This window comes from Dermabacter sp. p3-SID358 (assembly GCF_025147465.1).
Classification (GTDB): Bacteria; Actinomycetota; Actinomycetes; order Actinomycetales; family Dermabacteraceae; genus Dermabacter.
Genome location: NZ_JALXOZ010000027.1, coordinates 1 through 16421, shown reverse-complemented (window position 1 = coordinate 16421; position 16421 = coordinate 1). Strand labels below are relative to the sequence as shown.

Sequence of the window (16421 nt, the reverse complement as noted above, 5' to 3'; positions counted from 1 at the left end):
GTCGCGCAAGATCGCGAGGATGCGCAGGATCTCCGTGTACATCCACACAACTGTCACGGCGAGGCCAAGTGCGGCCGTCCACGCGTACCCCTTCGGGGCACCGTTATCGATGCCGTTCTTGATCTGCTCGAGGTCCATGACGAGGCTGTAGCTCGCGAGGGCCACGGCGGCGAGACCAATGACGATGCCGAGGAGGCCCGTGCGGAGGTTCGCAATGCCGAGCAAAACGAGCACGAGGTTCACGATCGTGAAAATGAAGTACGCGCCGAAGGCAACGACGAAAATCTTCGTGAGCGTCGGGCTCGTGCGCAGCTTACCCAGGCGGAACAGCACGGCGATCGAACCAGTGACGGCGAGAGTTGCGATCACGGCCTGGAACACGATGCCCGGGTATGCCTGCTCGAAGAACACGCTGATGCCGCCGAGGAGGAGGCCTTCGAAAAGTGCGTACGCGAGCGTGACAATCATGCTCGGCTTCTTCTTGAACGCATTCACAATGACAGCCACGAAGGCGCCGACCGCACCGACGATCGCAAGAATCGAGGCGAAGGCGAAGCCAACCTGGCGGCCCTCTTCCGTACCTGTCACGAGACCCCCGATAGTGGGAAGCATCATGACAACAAACGCCACGGCGATGATCACGCCGAAGGTCGCCGTGATCGCATTCATCGTGTTGCGCCACGTCATGCGGCCCGTATCAAAACCCGTCGCCGCTGGGCGGTTGTACATCGCCTCGAGGTCAGCCTGGCTGTAGCTGCCCTCCTGATACTGGGGGGCCTGATACTGCGGAGCCTGCTGTTGAGGCTGGCCGAACTGCTGCTGCGCGCCCGGAGCCTGGTTGTACTCGGGAGCGGGAGCGTACCCGCCCGAGCTACTGAAAGCCGGGCTTTTCTTCAAAATTCCATTGTTTCGCGCCACGGGGTGTCCTTTTCTCGAGGGCATCACTACGTACACACAGTGTAGTGAAGGCTCATGGAACGCCATTCAGGCAGCGACTATTCCGAACGTTGGTGCGACTCAAGATAGGCGCCGTCGGCCTCAAGCGCGACGCTCTCGCCGCCCGCACCCGCAGCAATCGCGAGCATCTCTCCCGTTTCCGTGCGCACGATGCTCACACCAAACGTCAAATCTTCGCTCTCCTGATTGAGGGCGTTGATGTCGTGAACACCATCACGATCGATCCACAGACCAACGAAGGTCACGACCATACCGAACAGGGCGAGACCTCCCGCAAGATACAGGACCGCGGAAAAACCGAACCCCGCACTCAAAATGAACCCGCCAAACATCACGCCGAGAGAGTTCGCGACGTTGAAGGCGCCGTGATGCGAGGCCGCCGCGAGCGTCACCGACTTTCCGGCGTTCGTCATGAGCCACGCCTGCATAAGAGGGCTCGTGATCGAGCTCGTCGCACTCACGAGAAACACGCCTACGCCGAAGCCAACCGGATTCTCGCGCAGCGCGATGAGCACGATAAACATCACGATGAAGATCGGAAACACGATGAAGAGACTCGCGCGGTACGACCAATCCGTGAGGTGGCCCGCGATCCAGTTGCCGAGCGTCATGCCGGCACCAGCGAGAGCGAGAATCACGGGGATGAACAGCTTGTCGATGCCCGCGACGCTCACCGTGACGTCGGCGATGTAGCCATACATCGCAAAGAAGCTTGTGAAACCGGCACATTCGATCGCAATGACCATCCACATGCGCGGCTGTTTGAACGCCGCAAGCTCGTCCTTTGCGCTGCGCCCCTTTGGCGCTTCTTGCGGCGGAATCGCGAGGAACAGCAGGAGGATCGACAGGGCGAATACGCCCGCGACGATCCAGTAGGCGGTTCGCCAACCGAGCTGCTGGCCGAACGCGGTGAGGAGTGGAACGCCGAGAAGGTTCGCGACCGTGAGCCCCATGAGGGCGAGCGCGATCCCTTTGCCCTGATTGCCGGGCCCCATCACATCGGCGGCGAGCAGTGCGGCCACGCCGAAAAACGCGCCGTGCGGAAGACCCGCGAGGAAACGCGCGGGCACGAGCAGGCCAAAAAGCGGCATCGTGGCAGAAAGCACCGAGCCCACGAGAAGGCCAAACGCGAGAAGCATGATGAGCTTCGGGCGAGCGATCTTGACGCCCAGGAGAGAAATCGTCGGTGCACCCACGACGACGCCAAACGCATAGGCGCTCACAGCCCAGCCGGCCTGCGCGATCGCGTGCTCGGGATTCGCCGCCATGAGCTCAGGAAGAAGCGAGCGAGCGATATCGGGCAGGATGCCCATCGACACGAACTCGCTCGAGCCAATGCCAAAACCACCGATCGCGATGGCGAAGAGAGCAAAGGCACGCTGGAAGGGCGTCAGGGTGTCATAGGAGCTGGGGCGCACGAGAATCCTTCTCGGGAGACGGCGGGTCGGCCAATCCGCTGCGCGCCCTCGGGCACGGATGCATTAGTGAGAATAGTCCCTCGGGCCGAACACCACCGAGCCGAGCCGCACAATAGTGGCGCCTTCCTCGATCGCGATCTCGAGATCGTTGCTCATGCCCATCGAAAGCTCCTTGACAGCCTCGATGCCGAGACCGTCGCGAAGCTCACGAAGCTGGCGCAGTGATCGGCGAATCTCGACCTCGTCGTCCGTGTTCGTTCCAATCGTCATGAGACCTTCGAGCGCGAGCGAGTCACTCTCGTTGCAGCGCTGTGCAACCTCCTTGAGCAGGCCGAGATCCGGGTCGTAGCCGCCTTTTGACTCCTCGCCCGAAGTGTTCACCTGGATGAGCACGCGCTGCACCTTGCCATCGTTTGCGGCGCGCTTCTCGATACTCGCGAGCGCGCTCTCACGATCGATCGAGTGCACGAGATCGGCGAACCGCGTGATGTCGCGAGCCTTGTTCGACTGGATGTGGCCAATGAAATGGCGCAAGATCCCCGCTTCGTGAAGATCTTCGAGATCGGCGTGCTTCGCGATTTCCTGCTGACGGTTCTCGCCAACGCCAACGGTGATGCCGCGCGCCTTGAAAAGCTCCACGGCCTCGCGGATTTCCTCAGCCGTGCGGGTCTTCGTCGCGAGCAAAATCTGGAGGTCGCCCATCGATCGCCCGCCGCGCTCGAGCGCCGCCTCGATCCGAGGCAGAAGCTCGTCGATCTTTTCACCCATCATGACCGTTCACGTCCCTTTCGCCATTGCTCTATATGCGGGCCGTCGACCGCGACGACCCCTCACCACCGTCATATCACGACGGCGTGCGCGCGGGTAGGGACCCGGTGGCGTGGCACTAGGCGCCTGACGAAGCGTTGTGGATAACTTTCGGCCCCCTGCGTCATGGGTGACAAGATCGCAAGTGGGAAACACGAGTGCCACCAGTACTCACGACAAGCCGAAGGGGGCATGACACAATGGCGTCACACGAAAGGGGCGATCATCATGACCACAGTGAACCTCTTCCCGAAGCTGCCCAAAATCCCCGCCAGCGCGAATCCCTACGAGCTCGACAGCCCGCGCGCGCTTTCGACCCTCATGCAGGAACTCAACCGCACGGCGCCGCGGCAGAAGAAGGTCGTTCGCAAAAAGATGGCCCGGCGCTCCAACCAGCACACGAGCTTCACGACACCAACGAACTGATCGCGGCTGCCCATGTCCTCGAGCAGAACCAGCTCTCTTCGCGCTCGATAGAGCTCACCGAGGCCTTCTCTGGCCTTCTTCCCCACCCTGACGACTGGGATCGTTATGGCGATTTCCAAGAACGAATTATGCGAATGTCAGAATCATTCACTTCTGACGAGTCGTCGCGGCGCGACCGCATTGTCGACGCCACTATCACTGAAACCCCCCGAGCGAGGCGCACCGGCGCGCTCCTCGCTATCGCGGCCATGGCCGGTGCCGTGACCTGCGCCGTCCTCAACCAGCCGTGGGTCGCTGCCGCGTTTCTCGCCATGCCCGTCATGAACATGGTGAGCAAATACTTCCCCGAAAGGCGAGACGGGCCTCATCATCCTTCAGCCGACGATGTTCAACGTCCCGAATAGGAACAGTGGCACCCCCAGTGGGACTCGAACCCACACTGAAAAGATTTTAAGTCTTCTGCCTCTGCCGTTGGGCTATGGGGGCGTTACCCGAAGGGCCCCTCCATCCTAGGGGATAGGCTGAAGTCATGGCCCGCACGCTCGCCGACGCCCTGAGAGAGTTCGATGATGCACGGCTCATCGAGCTTCTGCATGCGCGCCAAGACCTCATCTCTCCCATTCCTCTCGGAATTGCACCGCTCGCGGCACGCGCTGCTCAACCGGGAAGCGTCCTGAGGGCGATCGGCAGCCTCGTGCTTCCCGAATTACAGCTCGCCGACGTCTTCGCCGCCTACGCAGGCCCCGTCACCCCTGAGCAGCTCGCGCAGGCCGTGAGCTCTTCAACAGAACAGATCGCGCCGCACGTCTACCGACTCGCCACGCTCGGACTCGTATACACCGACGCGAGCGGCCGATCCCTCATTCCCGTGCGGGCCCTCGCCGAAGCCCTCCCTCACCCCGCGGGGCTCGCCCCTCGTTTCTCGCACGACCCCACCCCCGAGGAGGCACGCGAAATAGTCGAGAGCCTCCCCGCTGAGCTTCGCGACGTCGCAGATTCCCTCGCATTTGCCCCCGCTCGCCTCACGGGCTCGCCCACGTCCTCGCTTGCCACGCGCCTGGCGAGCGCGCGCCTCATCACGAAAGTCAACGGCCCAGACGGCCCCCGCGTGCTCATCCCCCGCACGATCCACCTCGCGCTTCGCGATGGGGTCATCCACCGCTCTTTCGCGCATGCGCCCACCCCCGGCCCGGAAGCACCGCCGGAACGATTCGAAGGTTCTCGCAACGCACAGGCGATCGAAGCCGCGCTCGAGGCGAGTCGCATCGCCGCGACGATCGGCACGTGGCACGCCGACCCACCGTCGGTTCTCAAACGCGGCGGCCTCCCCTTGCGCGACGCGCGCCGCCTCGCCGCCACCGCGGGCACGAGCCACGAGACGTGGGCGAGCATCATCCATGCAGCATGGGTGGGAGGGCTCATCGGCAACGATGGCGAAACATGGCAGGTCACGCGCGAATTTGGAGAGTTTTCCGACGCCTCGCCCGCGCGCCGCTGGGCCGATCTTTGCTCGGCGTATCTACGCTCCAACTACCTCGGTGCCCTCTCGGGAACGCGACTCGGGGACGTGAGCCTCGACGGGCTCAACGAAGGAGAGGCTCGCACGGGCGAAAGTCCGCGCGCCGCGCTCTCGGCAAGCGTCGGAAGAAAAGGGGTGAAAGTAAGGCGGCGGCATATGCTGCGCCACCTTGCGGACTATCCCGAGCGGGAGGCGAGCGCCGCGAGTCTCGCGGAGTCGCTCGCGTGGGCGTTTCCCACGGTGCAGCGCGCGGCGATCCTCGAGGAGGCGTATGCGTTTACGCGCGAGGCGGAGGCCTTTGGGCTTGTCGTGGATGGTGTTCCAAGCGCACTCGCTCCCGCGGCGCTTGCGTCGCTCGAACTCGACGAAGGAGAGGCGATTAACTCGCTCGAGAATGCGCTTGGGGGCATGCTGCCCGAGCCCGTCGAGCAGATCCTTCTCGACTCCGACCTCACGGTGACTGTTCCGGGGCTTCCCGGTCCGCGCGTCACGGCGGTTCTTGAGTGGGCCGAGGTCACCTCGCGCGGCGCGGGCGTCGTTGCACGCGTCACGGGTGAGTCGATCGCGCGTGGGCTAGGCGCAGGTGGGTCCGCCGATGCACTACTCGAGGAGCTCGCGGAGCTCTCGCTCACGGGAGTCCCCGACGTGCTCGAGTACCTCGTGCGCGATGAGGCGCGCAAGCGTGGCCAGGTCACCGTCGGCCCCGCGACGTCGTTCATCACGGGGGAAGAGGAGCACCTGGACAGGCTCATGGCCTCGAATGAGGCGGCGCGGCTTGGACTCACGCGACTCGCCCCGACCGTCGTGATCTCAAGCGGCGACCCGGGCTTCGTGATGGGCTCGGCGCGTGCGGCTGGGCTCGCACCGCTCGCCTCGGGACCGGGTGGTGCGGCCGTCGATGAGCGCACTCTTGGGTCGGTGCGCGGTGGCCCCGTAGGCCTTGAGCTCGAGTCCGACGGTCGCGAGCCGCTCCTCGATGTCGAACCTTCCGAGGCGCTCGCGCGAATCCGAGCCGCTGAAGCGGGGCGCCTCGAAGAGGTCAGCGTCCCGCAGCGCCTCCTCGCCGCGATCGCAAACGAGCGCGAGATGCAGATCGGGATCGTCGACGGTCGCGGAGGCACGAGCGTGCTGTGGATTGAGCCGCTCGCGCTCGAGGGTGGAAGGCTGCGCGCGAGGGACGTGGAATCGGGTGAAGAGTTCACGGTGCTGATCCACCGGGTCCTCCTCCCCTAACCCCACCACTGTGGATTGCATAGGGGTTGTGGGGGTTATCCGCATCAACAAAACCCCCACACCCCCTATGCAATCCGGAGAGGGGAAAGATCAGTCTTGGCGGGTCTCCGTGCGGTCGCCCGTCCACTCCACGTGGTACGTGCCCTCGGCATCCACGCGCCGGTAGGTGTGCGCGCCAAAGTAGTCGCGCTGCGCCTGCACGAGGGCCGCGGGGAGGCGCTCGGCCCGCACCGCGTCGTAGTACGCAAGGGTCGAGGAAAACACGGGCGCCGGAATTCCGACGGCTGCCGCAAACGCGACGATGCGACGCCACGCGGGGATGCACTTCGTAATCTCGGTGGTGAAGTACTCATCGGCAAGTAGAAGCGGAAGCTCGGGATTGCGCTCGTACGCCTCGGTGATGCGGTTGAGGAAGCGCGCGCGGATGATGCAGCCGCCACGCCAAATGCGCGCCATGTCGCCAAGCTTGATGTCCCAGCCGTATTCCTTCGCGCCGGCCTTGATTTCGTCGAAGCCCTGCGAGTAGCTCACGAGCTTCGCGGCGTAGAGCGCCTGCTGGAGGTCGCTGATGAACTGCTCGGCGTCGTCAATCTGGATTGTCTGCGCCTCGCCCTTGAGTACGGCGCGGCCGGCCTCGCGCTGCTCGGTGCCACCCGAAGTCGAGCGGGCGAAGGTTGCTTCGGCGATACCGGTGACAGGAATACCGAGGTCGAGGGCCGTCTTCGAGGTCCACGCACCCGTGCCCTTCTGGCCGGCCTGGTCGAGGATGATGTCCACGAACGGCTTGCCGGTCACGTTATCGGTGTGGGCGAGAACAGCGGCCGTGATCTCGATGAGGAACGAGTTGAGGGGGCCTTCATTCCACTTCTCGAAGACCTTGCCGATTTCGGGGGCGTTCATACCGAGCGCCTTGCTCATGAGGTCGTAGGCCTCGGCGATGACCTGCATGTCGGCGTACTCGATGCCGTTGTGAACCATCTTCACGAAATGGCCCGCACCATTTTCACCGACGTGGGTGCAGCAGGGGACGCCGTCCACGTGCGCCGAGATCTTTTCGAACATCGGGCCAAGGCGGTCGTAGCTCGCCTTCGAGCCGCCGGGCATGATCGAAGGTCCGTTGAGAGCGCCCTCTTCGCCACCGGATACGCCTGAGCCCACGAAGTGGAGGCCGCGCGCACGAAGCTCCTGCTCGCGGCGGAGGGTGTCGCTGAACAGGGCATTGCCACAGTCCACGATGATGTCACCCTCATCCATGCGGCTCGCGAGCTCTTCGATCACGGCATCGGTCGCCTTACCAGCCTGGACCATGATGATCGCGACGCGCGGCTTCTGGAGCGAGGCGACGAATTCGTCCATCGTCTCCGAGGGGTAGAACTCGCCGTCGGTGCCATGATCGGCGATCACGCGTTCGGTCTTCTCGACGGAGCGGTTGTGGATGGCAACCTTGAAGCCGTTGCGGGCGAGGTTGCGGGCGAGGTTCGAGCCCATGACCGCCATGCCGGTCACGCCGATGTCGGCAACAGAGTGGGGGGCGGGATCAAAATTGGCCATGCTCGTGCGGCTCCTTCGGTGTGTAGTGGAATTGGCGCGACGCGGCGCTCGTTCGAGAACAGTCTAAGAGCCCGTGCTGTGTACAGCCCCGATAAGGAATAATGTGGGCCGACAGTCCCTCCCGCGAATGAGATAGAGGAGAGATCATGACCGATCCGTACGAGCCTGCTCCCGGAACGTTCAGCAATCCGGCGGCTGGACAGCCGTATCAGCAGCCGCAGTTCGCCTCGAGCGCGCAGCAGGCACATGCGGGGTACGCGGGAGCAGCCGCAGGCGGAGCGTACGACGGGCCGCCTCCCGGGACCGACGTTGGCAACGACATCTCGAAATCGTTTTCGTGGGCATGGCAGGCCTTCGCGAAGAACTGGGTTGCGCTCGTCGTGCCGGGCCTGATCTGGGGAGCCCTGTACGTCATCCTTTTTATCGCTTTATGCATTGGCTACTTTGCGTCGATCTTCGCGCTGGTCAATGCCTTTGAGTCGAGCGAGCCCACGGGCTGGGAGGCCCCGGCAATCATCATTGTCATTCTCGCCGTGTACGCCATCATCGCTCTCATCCAGCTTCCGCTCGCGGCGTGGATGAGCGGCGCGGCGAGGTCCGCTGGCCTTGTGGCGCAAGGGCAAACCCCCACGATCGGCAACGGCATCATCCATTGGAAAACCTTCTTCACCTACATTCTTTACGTCCTCCTCTCATTCTTCTCGGTCATCATTCCCCTCATTGGCCCGATTGCGTGCATGTTCTTCTTCTCGCTCGCGCCGTATCTCGCAGCGAACCGAGCCTGTGGCCCGATTAGCGCGTTCAAAGACGCGGCTAACAGGGCCCTCGCAAAGCCTGCACACGTCATCCTCATGTGGCTCGTGACGGGTGCCCTCGGCTTCGCCTTCGCCATCACGATCATTGGCATGCTCTTCCTCCCCGTGTTGATAGCGTTCACGTCGCTCTTCTACTCCTCGATGATTTCCCGCATCGAGGGCACACGCCCGGCCCCCGTTGTCTAGCGCGGGAAATGCGGGCACGGGCGCCCTCATCGTCCAGTCCGATAAATCAATCCTTCTCGAGGTCGCCCATCCGGCGGCCGATCAGGCTCGCGCAGCCATCGCGCCGTTCGCAGAGCTCGAGAAGTCGCCCGAGCACGTTCACACGTACCGCCTCACGAACCTCGGCCTGTGGAACGCAAAGGCGGCGGGTTTCGACGCGGAGTGGGTTGTCGATGCTCTCCTCACGCATTCGCGTTTTCCCGTTCCGCACGCCCTCCTCGTGGACGTCGCGGACACGATGGATCGCTATGGCGTTCTGAGTCTCCAGAGCTCCCCCGCTCACGGACTCGTGCTCCTTGCGAAGGATGCCGCGATCCTCACCGAGGTGCTTCGCTCGAAGCGCATCTCTCCACTTGTGGGCGAGCACCTCGACGACACGACGGCGATCATCCATCCGAGCGAGCGCGGTGCCCTCAAGCAGCAGCTGCTCAAGCTCGGTTGGCCGGTCGAAGACCTCGCGGGGTTCGTGGACGGCGAGAGCCACCCAATCGCGCTTACCGATTCACCACGCACCTGGGAGCTGCGCCCGTACCAGCGGGAAGCGATCGATCAGTTCACGAACGGCGGAAGCGGCGTGGTCGTACTTCCATGCGGGGCGGGGAAAACGACCGTGGGCGCGGGCGCCATGGCGGCGCTTGAGCGCACGTGCCTCGTGCTCGTGACAAACACGGTTTCGGCACGGCAGTGGCGGCGCGAGCTTCTCGAACGCACCTCCCTCACCGAGAGCGAGATCGGCGAATATAGCGGCGCGAAGAAAGAGATTCGCCCGGTCACGATCGCGACATACCAGGTCCTCACCTCCAAACGTCGAGCTATTCACCCTCACCTCGAACTCGTGAGCGCGCGCGACTGGGGTCTGATCATCTACGACGAGGTGCACCTTCTTCCCGCGCCCGTGTTCCGCATGACCGCCGATCTCCAAGCGCGAAGACGCCTCGGTCTTACGGCGACCCTCGTGCGCGAGGACGGTCTCGAGGGCGAAGTATTCTCGCTCATCGGCCCCAAGCGCTACGACGCGCCGTGGAAGCTTCTCGAGTCGCAGGGCTGGATCGCCCCCGCGCGCATGACCGAGGTGCGCGTCGCGATGACAAGCACCGAGCGCAAGGTCTACGCGGCGGCGGAGCCACGAGATCGGCAGCGGCTCGCGGCGGCGAGCCCCGAGAAACTCCCGATCGTTGAACACCTCGTTGCACGCCACCCGGGCGAGGGGATTCTCGTGATTGGCCAGTACCTCGATCAGCTCGAGGAAATCGCGGGGCGACTCGATGCGCCCCTTGTCACGGGCGATACCTCCCTTAAGGACCGCGAGCGGCTCTTCGCCACGTTCCGCGAAGGCAAGATCCGCCTTCTTGTCGTCTCAAAGGTCGCGAATTTTTCGCTCGATCTGCCCGAGGCTAGCGTGCTTATTCAGGTGAGTGGCGCGTTCGGTTCGCGCCAGGAGGAGGCGCAGCGGCTCGGCAGGATCGTGCGGCCGAAGCGCGATGGGCGCGAGGCGCATTTCTACACCGTGGTCACGCGCGATACGCAGGATCAGGACTTCGCGCAGAATCGGCAGCGCTTTCTCGCGGAGCAGGGCTACGGCTATCGGATTCTCGATGCGCAAGATTTGGCGGCGGGGAACGCTTAGCGCAGGGCTCGGCTCCGTGCGCACGGGTAAGGGTCCGACGCCTGCCGTACCCCATTGCCGCGCCTGGTCTTCGAGTGGCTGTCACCGAGCATTCGCACTTGCCGGGTACGCTTGAAGCATGAACACCAAGGAATACGACGGTTTCTCCGATTCTTTCCGCGACGCCAAGGCTGAGGATGCCACGCGCGCAAACCCGGCAGGTGCGGGTTTGAACAACGCGGGCACCACTGCCTCCTCGGCGCAGGCCGCACCGAAGGCACCGGGCTTCGGCGGGGCCGCTCAGACGTCGGACCCCAAGAGCACCTCGAGCGCACCCGCCGCGCAAGCGAACCCGACCACGCAAAGCGCCGCGCGCCCGAACCCGCGCACCTCGCAGGCGCAGCACACTCAGAACGTCCCGAAGCCGGCTCCTTCCGCCGCGCCGCAGAATGAGCAGCACAGCCCTCAGCCCGCGCCGAAGTCGCGCATGGCGGTCGTGTGGGCGTCGCTCATCGTGGGGGCGATCCTTTTGATCCTGCTGCTCGTGTTTATTATTCAGAACAACGTCGCCACGCAGTTTGAGTACTTCACGTGGCAGTTCAACCTCCCCCTTGGCGTGGCGATGCTGCTCGCGGCGATCGCGGGCGCGCTCATCATGGCGCTCGCAGGCTCGGTGCGCATGATCCAAATGGGATGGGAGCTTCACAAGTACCGCCGCGACCGAAAGTAGCTGATTCGCCACACCTGCCCGGAAGTCACAGGCAACATTCAGCAAAACTTCACCTTCGGGTTACACCATTGACCCATGAATACGGAGCAGGAGCAGGACTACGAGGCGCGCCTCCTCGTCGTCGACGATGAACCGAACATTCGCGATCTTCTCGCCACGAGCCTTCGTTTTGCGGGCTTCGAGGTGTTTGCGGCCTCCAATGGCGCCGAGGCCATCAAGCTTGCAACCGAGAACGAGCCGGATCTCATCGTTCTCGACGTCATGCTTCCCGATATCGACGGCTTCACGGTCACCCGCCGCCTTCGCGACAAGGGTCACCACTACCCGATCCTCTTCCTCACGGCGCGTGACGAAACAAAGGACAAGGTCGCGGGCCTCACGGTCGGCGGCGATGACTACGTGACGAAGCCGTTCAGCCTCGAGGAAGTCGTGGCTCGCATTCGCGCGGTGCTGCGCCGCACCCACGTTGGCATCGCCGAACCGAGCGAGAGCGCACTCGTGGTGGGCGATCTTCGCCTCGATGAAGATTCGCACGAGGTCACGCGCGCCGATTCACCGATCGATCTCTCCCCCACCGAGTTCAAGCTGCTTCGCTACCTCATGCTCAACGCTGGCCGTGTCGTGTCGAAAACGCAGATCCTCGACCACGTGTGGGATTACGACTGGTCGGGCGAGGTTGGCATCGTCGAGAGCTACATTTCGTACCTTCGCCGCAAGATCGACGTGGTCGGTGAGCCGATGATCCACACCAAGAGGGGTATTGGCTACGTTCTTCGCCCCGCTGATCCGCGCTGACCTTGGCCGTCGCCACCAAGAAAGACCGGCCCTCACGAGCCCACCGACCGGTCTCGCTGTGGACCAGGATCGTCGCGCTCATTGCGCTTGTTCTCGTTTCGGGAACGATCGTGACGGGCGCGCTTTCACTGTTCCTGCTTAAGCGCACCCTCATCGAAAGCGTCGACGCTGACCTCGCTGCGGCGGTGAACCCGAGCGCGATCGCAAATCCGCGCCGCAATATTTCACTGATCACGACCGGTTCGCCGAGTGCGCAGTACACCCCCGTGGATTACGTGGTCGAGTGGCAGGATCAGTCCGGCGGGGTTTTGCAGCGGGTGGTGCAGGATTCCGACGGCGACCTCTCACTCGAGTTTCCTCAATTGACCCGCGACGAGGTCGTGTCTCTCCAGGGGAAGCCCTTTACCCTCGTGGCAGGCGATCGCGAGTCGTGGCGCGTGCGCGCAGTCGCCTCAGACGACCCCGATGGACCATCGGTTTTCGTCGCACTCCCCCTTAGGGGCGTCGACAACACAATGAACGAGATGGCGCTCATCATCGTGCTCGTGGGCACGATGGTTGTGCTCGTGGGAGTGGGACTCGGCGGCTACGTGCTTCACTATGCGCTCGAGCCTCTGCGCGATGTGGAAAAGGCCGCGAAGAACGTCGCCGCGGGCACGCTCAGCACGCGCATCCCGGTGAGCTACTCCTCGCAAGAGGTGCATTCGCTGAGCGTCGCCCTCAATGAAATGCTCATCCGCCTCGAAAAGGGCTTCCAGGCGCAGGCCGAGTCACAAGCGGAGGCTCTCGCGAGCCAATCGCGTATGCGCCGCTTCGTTGCGGACGCCTCGCACGAGCTACGCACCCCGCTCGCAGCGATCCGCGGCAATGGCGAGCTGTACCGCATGGGTGCGATGCCTCGCGAAGAGGATGTCGCGCAAGCGATGCGCCGCATCGAGGATGAGGCGAAGCGCATGGGCTCGCTCGTGGAATCGCTCCTGAGGCTCGCGCGGCTCGATGAACAACGGTCATTCGATCTCGTTCCGCTCGATGCGTCGGGGATCATCAAAGACGTTGTGCAGGATTTGCGCGCGCTCGACCCCACGCGCGAGGTCGCGATCGTGGATCTCGCGGGCGCCGTTCTCTCCCCCGAAAGCGTCCCCCCGCTCGGAGTGCTCGGCGATGAGGCAGCACTCAGGCAGGTCATCGTCAACCTCGTAGGCAACGCGAACCGGCACACACCCAAGGGCTCACCCGTGGAGGTCGCCCTCGGCAACGGCCGCGACGGCAAAGCCATCATCGAGGTTCGCGATCACGGCGAGGGCATCCCCGCCGAGACTCGCGAGCGCGTGTTCGAACGATTCTTCCGCACCGACGAGTCCCGCCAACGTCAGCAGACTCAAGGTGGCGGCGCAGGCCTCGGCCTCTCAATCGCGGCAACGATCATGCAGCACCACAACGGCACGATTTCAATCCACCAGACCGATGGCGGCGGTGCAACGTTCCGCGTAGAGATTCCGGGGGCAAAGCTCAGCTGAGCGTGGCCCACTGCTGATGGAGGATCCGCGGAGTTTCGCCACCCCACAGGCTCACGATGCGAAAGCTCCGCCCCGAGGCCTCGAGCACCGAGTCGGTCAGGTGAAGGTGCGAGCCAACCTCGCGCACGGTGACATCGCCTTTCAGTTCCACGCCGCGCTCGCGCAGCGCCTCAACGCCCTTCGCCCATTCCTCGGGGCTCATCGCGCGGGCGCGCGTATCAACGAGATGGGGGTTTTCCCCTAGGATCTCGACCGGGGGCGCACTCTCGAGCCACAGGGAGCGCTCAAGCGCGGCAGGCGTCGGAATCTGATGCTTTTCACGCGAGGGGACCGCGCCCGTAAAACCGGGCCCTTCGTTCGGCGCCTCGCCCTTCTGGTAGGCGGTTGCCGCGGCCCGCGCGCGCTCGTCGGCGGCCTCGTTCATGTCGTGGCCCGCGTGGCCTTTGACCCACTCGAAGCGCACGCTGCGCCCCTGCATCTCGCGATCGATCGCCTGCATGAGCTCAACATTGAGAACAGGCTTGCCGTCCTTCTTCTTCCAGCCCTTCTTCTTCCAGCCGGGCATCCATTTCGTGACGGAGTTGATGACGTACTGCGAGTCGCACAGGATCACGAGTTCTTCGCTCGCGCGCCCTGCCTCGCGTGTGTGGCTGAGGAGTTCGCGCACCGCCGTGAGCTCACCGATGTTGTTCGTACCGTGCGCGCTTCCGCCGGCACTCCAGCAGTCCTCACTCACGTACCACGCCCAGCCGGTAGGGCCAGGGTTGCCGAGTGCGGAACCGTCTGCTGCTGCGGTGATTGTCATGGGGTCATTTTTTCACAGCGCCCGGGCACCTGTGCCGGTGAATGGAATAGCGGCGCGTTCGCGGGGCGTTGAGGGAGGGTCCGACGGTTTCACGCGCCCATCGAGCGCACATGTGTGGAGGTTTCCTATGTCCAAGCGTCCTGACCTCGCGATTCTTGATCTCGTAGGGGTGAGCGAGGGGCAGTCTTTCTCCGAGGCAATCGAGGCCTCTATGCGAGCTGTCGAGCTCGCCGATGAACAGGGATATAAGAGGTATTGGTTCGCGGAGCACCACAACACGCTGAACCTCGCTTCGAACGCGACGTCGCTCTTGATCGATCGCGCGGCCTCGCGTACGAAGCGCATTCGCGTGGGGTCGGGCGGGATTATGCTCCCGAATCACGCGCCGCTTCAGGTGATCGAACAGTTCGGAACGCTCACGCAGTTTCACGGCCCGAGGATCGATCTCGGTCTTGGCCGCGCCCCTGGCACGGACCCGCTCACCGCGCAGCTCCTTGGTCGCACGAGCGCCGAACCCGAGGATTTCGCGCGCGCCGTTGCCGACATGCAAGCCTGGGCGAGCGACGACACGCTCTCGCGCTACCGAATCGGCGCCTACGTTGCGCAGGGCACGAACGTGCCCATGTGGGTGCTTGGCAGCTCCCTCGCGGGCGCGGGTATTGCGGGTCAGCTCGGCTTGCCGTTCGCCGTCGCGAGCCACTTCGCACCGTTCCAGTACAAGGAAGCGATCGCGCTTTATCGCCGCGAGTTCAACGCCGATGCGCCCACCGCACAAATCGAGAAGCCGCGCGTGATGGTGGGCGTAAACGTGTACGTTGCCGAGACCGACGTTGAGGCCGAGCGCCAGTTCTCAACCTTGCAGCAGGCGTTCGCGGCGCTCGGTTCTGGTAAGCGCCAGTTGATTCAGCCGCCCACCGAAGTATCGGCGTTGCTGCCCACGCCGGTTCTCGATCGCGTGAACGGTGCGCTCGCGGTGCGAGCGGTAGGCTCCCCGGGCAGGGTTGAATCCGAGCTCTCCCGCCTCGCGGAGGAGACGCATGCCGATGAGTTCATCGTCTCCAACTACTTCCACGACCCCGCGGCCAGATACGAGAGCCAGCGTCTGCTCGCGGAGGCTTGGCTTGCGTGAGAAAACGACATTATCGTCGCAACCGCGCATCATTCAGACCAGCCTCGACGACCCGCGGGTCGCGGCGCTGCACGCCGAGAAAGACGCTGAACTCGAGCCCCGCTACAACGCCTACTACGCCGCCCACCCCGAGTTTGCCGGCCGCAGCGATGAAACTCTCGACCCGAAAACGATCCTCACGGTCCTCCTCGCGCTCCACGGCAACACCGCCGTTGGCACGGTGATGCTTCGAGCACTCGCCGACCGCCTCGAGGTGAAACGGCTTATCGTCGGAAAAAAGTACCGAGGGCAAGGCATCGCTACGAACCTCCTGCGGCATATCGAAAGGGACGCTGCCATGCGAGGCGCAAACGAGCTCTACCTCCACACCGGCAGCCTTCAAGAAGACGCCATCGCCCTTTACGAAAAAACCGGGTGGCAGCGCCTCCCCGAGCTCTTTCCGCCCTACATCGAGGATGGCGTTTCCCAGTGCTACGTCAAACAGCTCGTGGCACACTGAGCCCATGAATACGAACACCGCTCCCGACGAGCACAGCGCCGACCAAAAGGCCGCCCTCTCGCGCCTCAACGCGGCCCAAGACAACCTCGTGAAGTCCCGTGAAGCCTACGAAAAAGCCGTCGAAGGCCTCGAAGCCATCAAGGCCTACAACGACGCCATGAAGCCCCTCATGGCCTACTACGACAACGGCTGGCTCGCCGACGTCCAAACGACCGAATCGATTGACGAACGCCCCGAAGCCGCCGGCGAAGATGAGATCTGGGACATGCACGGCGGTCAATACGAGCTCATGCGCGAGCTCCTTGCGATCTCCTCGCACTTCTTCGTAAGCGTCCCGGGAGAAGACGAGTAACCGTCGGACTTCCTACGCATAAGGGAGGCCCCGCACC

The 16421-nt window shown here is 63.8% G+C and carries 15 protein-coding genes, 1 tRNA gene and 1 pseudogene; 11 read left to right on the top strand and 6 right to left on the bottom strand.

Annotation, left to right across the window (positions count from 1 at the left end):
- The 3 genes from M3B90_RS09420 to M3B90_RS09410 all read right to left on the bottom strand — a co-directional run.
- Positions 1 to 918, bottom strand: a 918-nt coding sequence (locus M3B90_RS09420) for a Bax inhibitor-1/YccA family protein (protein ID WP_259890114.1), incomplete at its 3' end; no start/stop codon positions are given.
- A 77-nt stretch (positions 919 to 995) separates the two neighbouring features.
- On the bottom strand, positions 996 to 2375 hold the full coding sequence (locus tag M3B90_RS09415) for an MFS transporter (RefSeq protein ID WP_259890112.1): 1380 nt from the start codon (positions 2373 to 2375) through the stop codon (positions 996 to 998).
- A gap of 63 nt (positions 2376 to 2438) precedes the next feature.
- Complete coding sequence (locus M3B90_RS09410) at positions 2439 to 3146, bottom strand: YggS family pyridoxal phosphate-dependent enzyme (RefSeq protein ID WP_259890110.1); 708 nt, start codon at positions 3144 to 3146, stop codon at positions 2439 to 2441.
- Between the two features lie 264 nt (positions 3147 to 3410).
- Between M3B90_RS09410 and M3B90_RS09405 the strand changes: the two genes are divergently transcribed.
- A complete protein-coding gene (locus M3B90_RS09405; protein ID WP_259890108.1) occupies positions 3411 to 3608 on the top strand; it encodes a hypothetical protein in 198 nt (65 codons plus the stop codon).
- 134 nt (positions 3609 to 3742) lie between these two features.
- Entirely contained in the window at positions 3743 to 4012 is a 270-nt protein-coding gene (locus M3B90_RS09400; protein ID WP_259890105.1) for a hypothetical protein, read from the top strand.
- Positions 4013 to 4018: 6 nt separating this feature from the next.
- Here M3B90_RS09400 and M3B90_RS09395 read toward each other — a convergent pair.
- Positions 4019 to 4094: transfer RNA gene (locus M3B90_RS09395), tRNA-Leu, on the bottom strand.
- Positions 4095 to 4137: 43 nt separating this feature from the next.
- On the opposite strand from M3B90_RS09395, the gene M3B90_RS09390 reads away from it, so the two are divergent.
- Positions 4138 to 6360, top strand: a complete 2223-nt coding sequence (locus M3B90_RS09390; protein ID WP_259890103.1) for a helicase-associated domain-containing protein — start codon at positions 4138 to 4140, stop codon at positions 6358 to 6360.
- 90 nt (positions 6361 to 6450) lie between these two features.
- Here M3B90_RS09390 and gndA read toward each other — a convergent pair whose 3' ends face one another.
- Entirely contained in the window at positions 6451 to 7911 is a 1461-nt protein-coding gene (gene gndA, locus M3B90_RS09385; RefSeq protein WP_259890099.1) for an NADP-dependent phosphogluconate dehydrogenase, read from the bottom strand.
- A gap of 146 nt (positions 7912 to 8057) precedes the next feature.
- Between gndA and M3B90_RS09380 the strand changes: the two genes are divergently transcribed.
- From M3B90_RS09380 to M3B90_RS09360, 5 genes are all read left to right on the top strand, one after another.
- Positions 8058 to 8912: a hypothetical protein gene (locus M3B90_RS09380; protein ID WP_259890097.1), complete on the top strand. Its 855-nt coding sequence runs from the start codon at positions 8058 to 8060 to the stop codon at positions 8910 to 8912.
- The gene (locus M3B90_RS09375; protein ID WP_259890095.1) at positions 8905 to 10578 is read left to right on the top strand and encodes a DNA repair helicase XPB; all 1674 of its coding nucleotides are present in this window, start codon (positions 8905 to 8907) and stop codon (positions 10576 to 10578) included. Before M3B90_RS09380 ends, M3B90_RS09375 begins: the two co-directional genes overlap by 8 nt.
- A 118-nt stretch (positions 10579 to 10696) precedes the next feature.
- Positions 10697 to 11287, top strand: coding sequence for a lipopolysaccharide assembly LapA domain-containing protein (locus M3B90_RS09370; protein WP_259890094.1), 591 nt, complete (start codon positions 10697 to 10699; stop codon positions 11285 to 11287).
- Positions 11288 to 11362: 75 nt separating this feature from the next.
- A complete protein-coding gene (locus tag M3B90_RS09365; RefSeq protein WP_259890093.1) occupies positions 11363 to 12082 on the top strand; it encodes a response regulator transcription factor in 720 nt (239 codons plus the stop codon).
- 2 nt (positions 12083 to 12084) lie between these two features.
- Positions 12085 to 13599 (top strand): HAMP domain-containing sensor histidine kinase, encoded by a 1515-nt coding sequence (locus M3B90_RS09360; RefSeq protein ID WP_259890092.1) that lies wholly within the window; start codon positions 12085 to 12087, stop codon positions 13597 to 13599.
- A 333-nt stretch (positions 13600 to 13932) separates the two neighbouring features.
- Here the strand turns inward: M3B90_RS09360 and M3B90_RS09675 are convergent.
- A pseudogene (locus M3B90_RS09675) lies at positions 13933 to 14404 on the bottom strand (RNase H family protein); the annotation flags it as partial.
- 127 nt (positions 14405 to 14531) lie between these two features.
- Here M3B90_RS09675 and M3B90_RS09350 point away from each other — a divergent pair.
- Genes M3B90_RS09350 through M3B90_RS09340 form a run of 3 tightly spaced genes read left to right on the top strand, consistent with a single transcriptional unit; the run spans position 14532 to position 16384 of the window.
- Positions 14532 to 15533, top strand: a complete 1002-nt coding sequence (locus M3B90_RS09350) for an LLM class flavin-dependent oxidoreductase (protein ID WP_259890090.1) — start codon at positions 14532 to 14534, stop codon at positions 15531 to 15533.
- Positions 15526 to 16032: a GNAT family N-acetyltransferase gene (locus M3B90_RS09345; protein ID WP_259890089.1), complete on the top strand. Its 507-nt coding sequence runs from the start codon at positions 15526 to 15528 to the stop codon at positions 16030 to 16032. Before M3B90_RS09350 ends, M3B90_RS09345 begins: the two co-directional genes overlap by 8 nt.
- Before the next feature lie 4 nt (positions 16033 to 16036).
- Positions 16037 to 16384: a DUF4298 domain-containing protein gene (locus M3B90_RS09340; protein ID WP_259890088.1), complete on the top strand. Its 348-nt coding sequence runs from the start codon at positions 16037 to 16039 to the stop codon at positions 16382 to 16384.
- Positions 16385 to 16421: the final 37 nt, after the last annotated feature.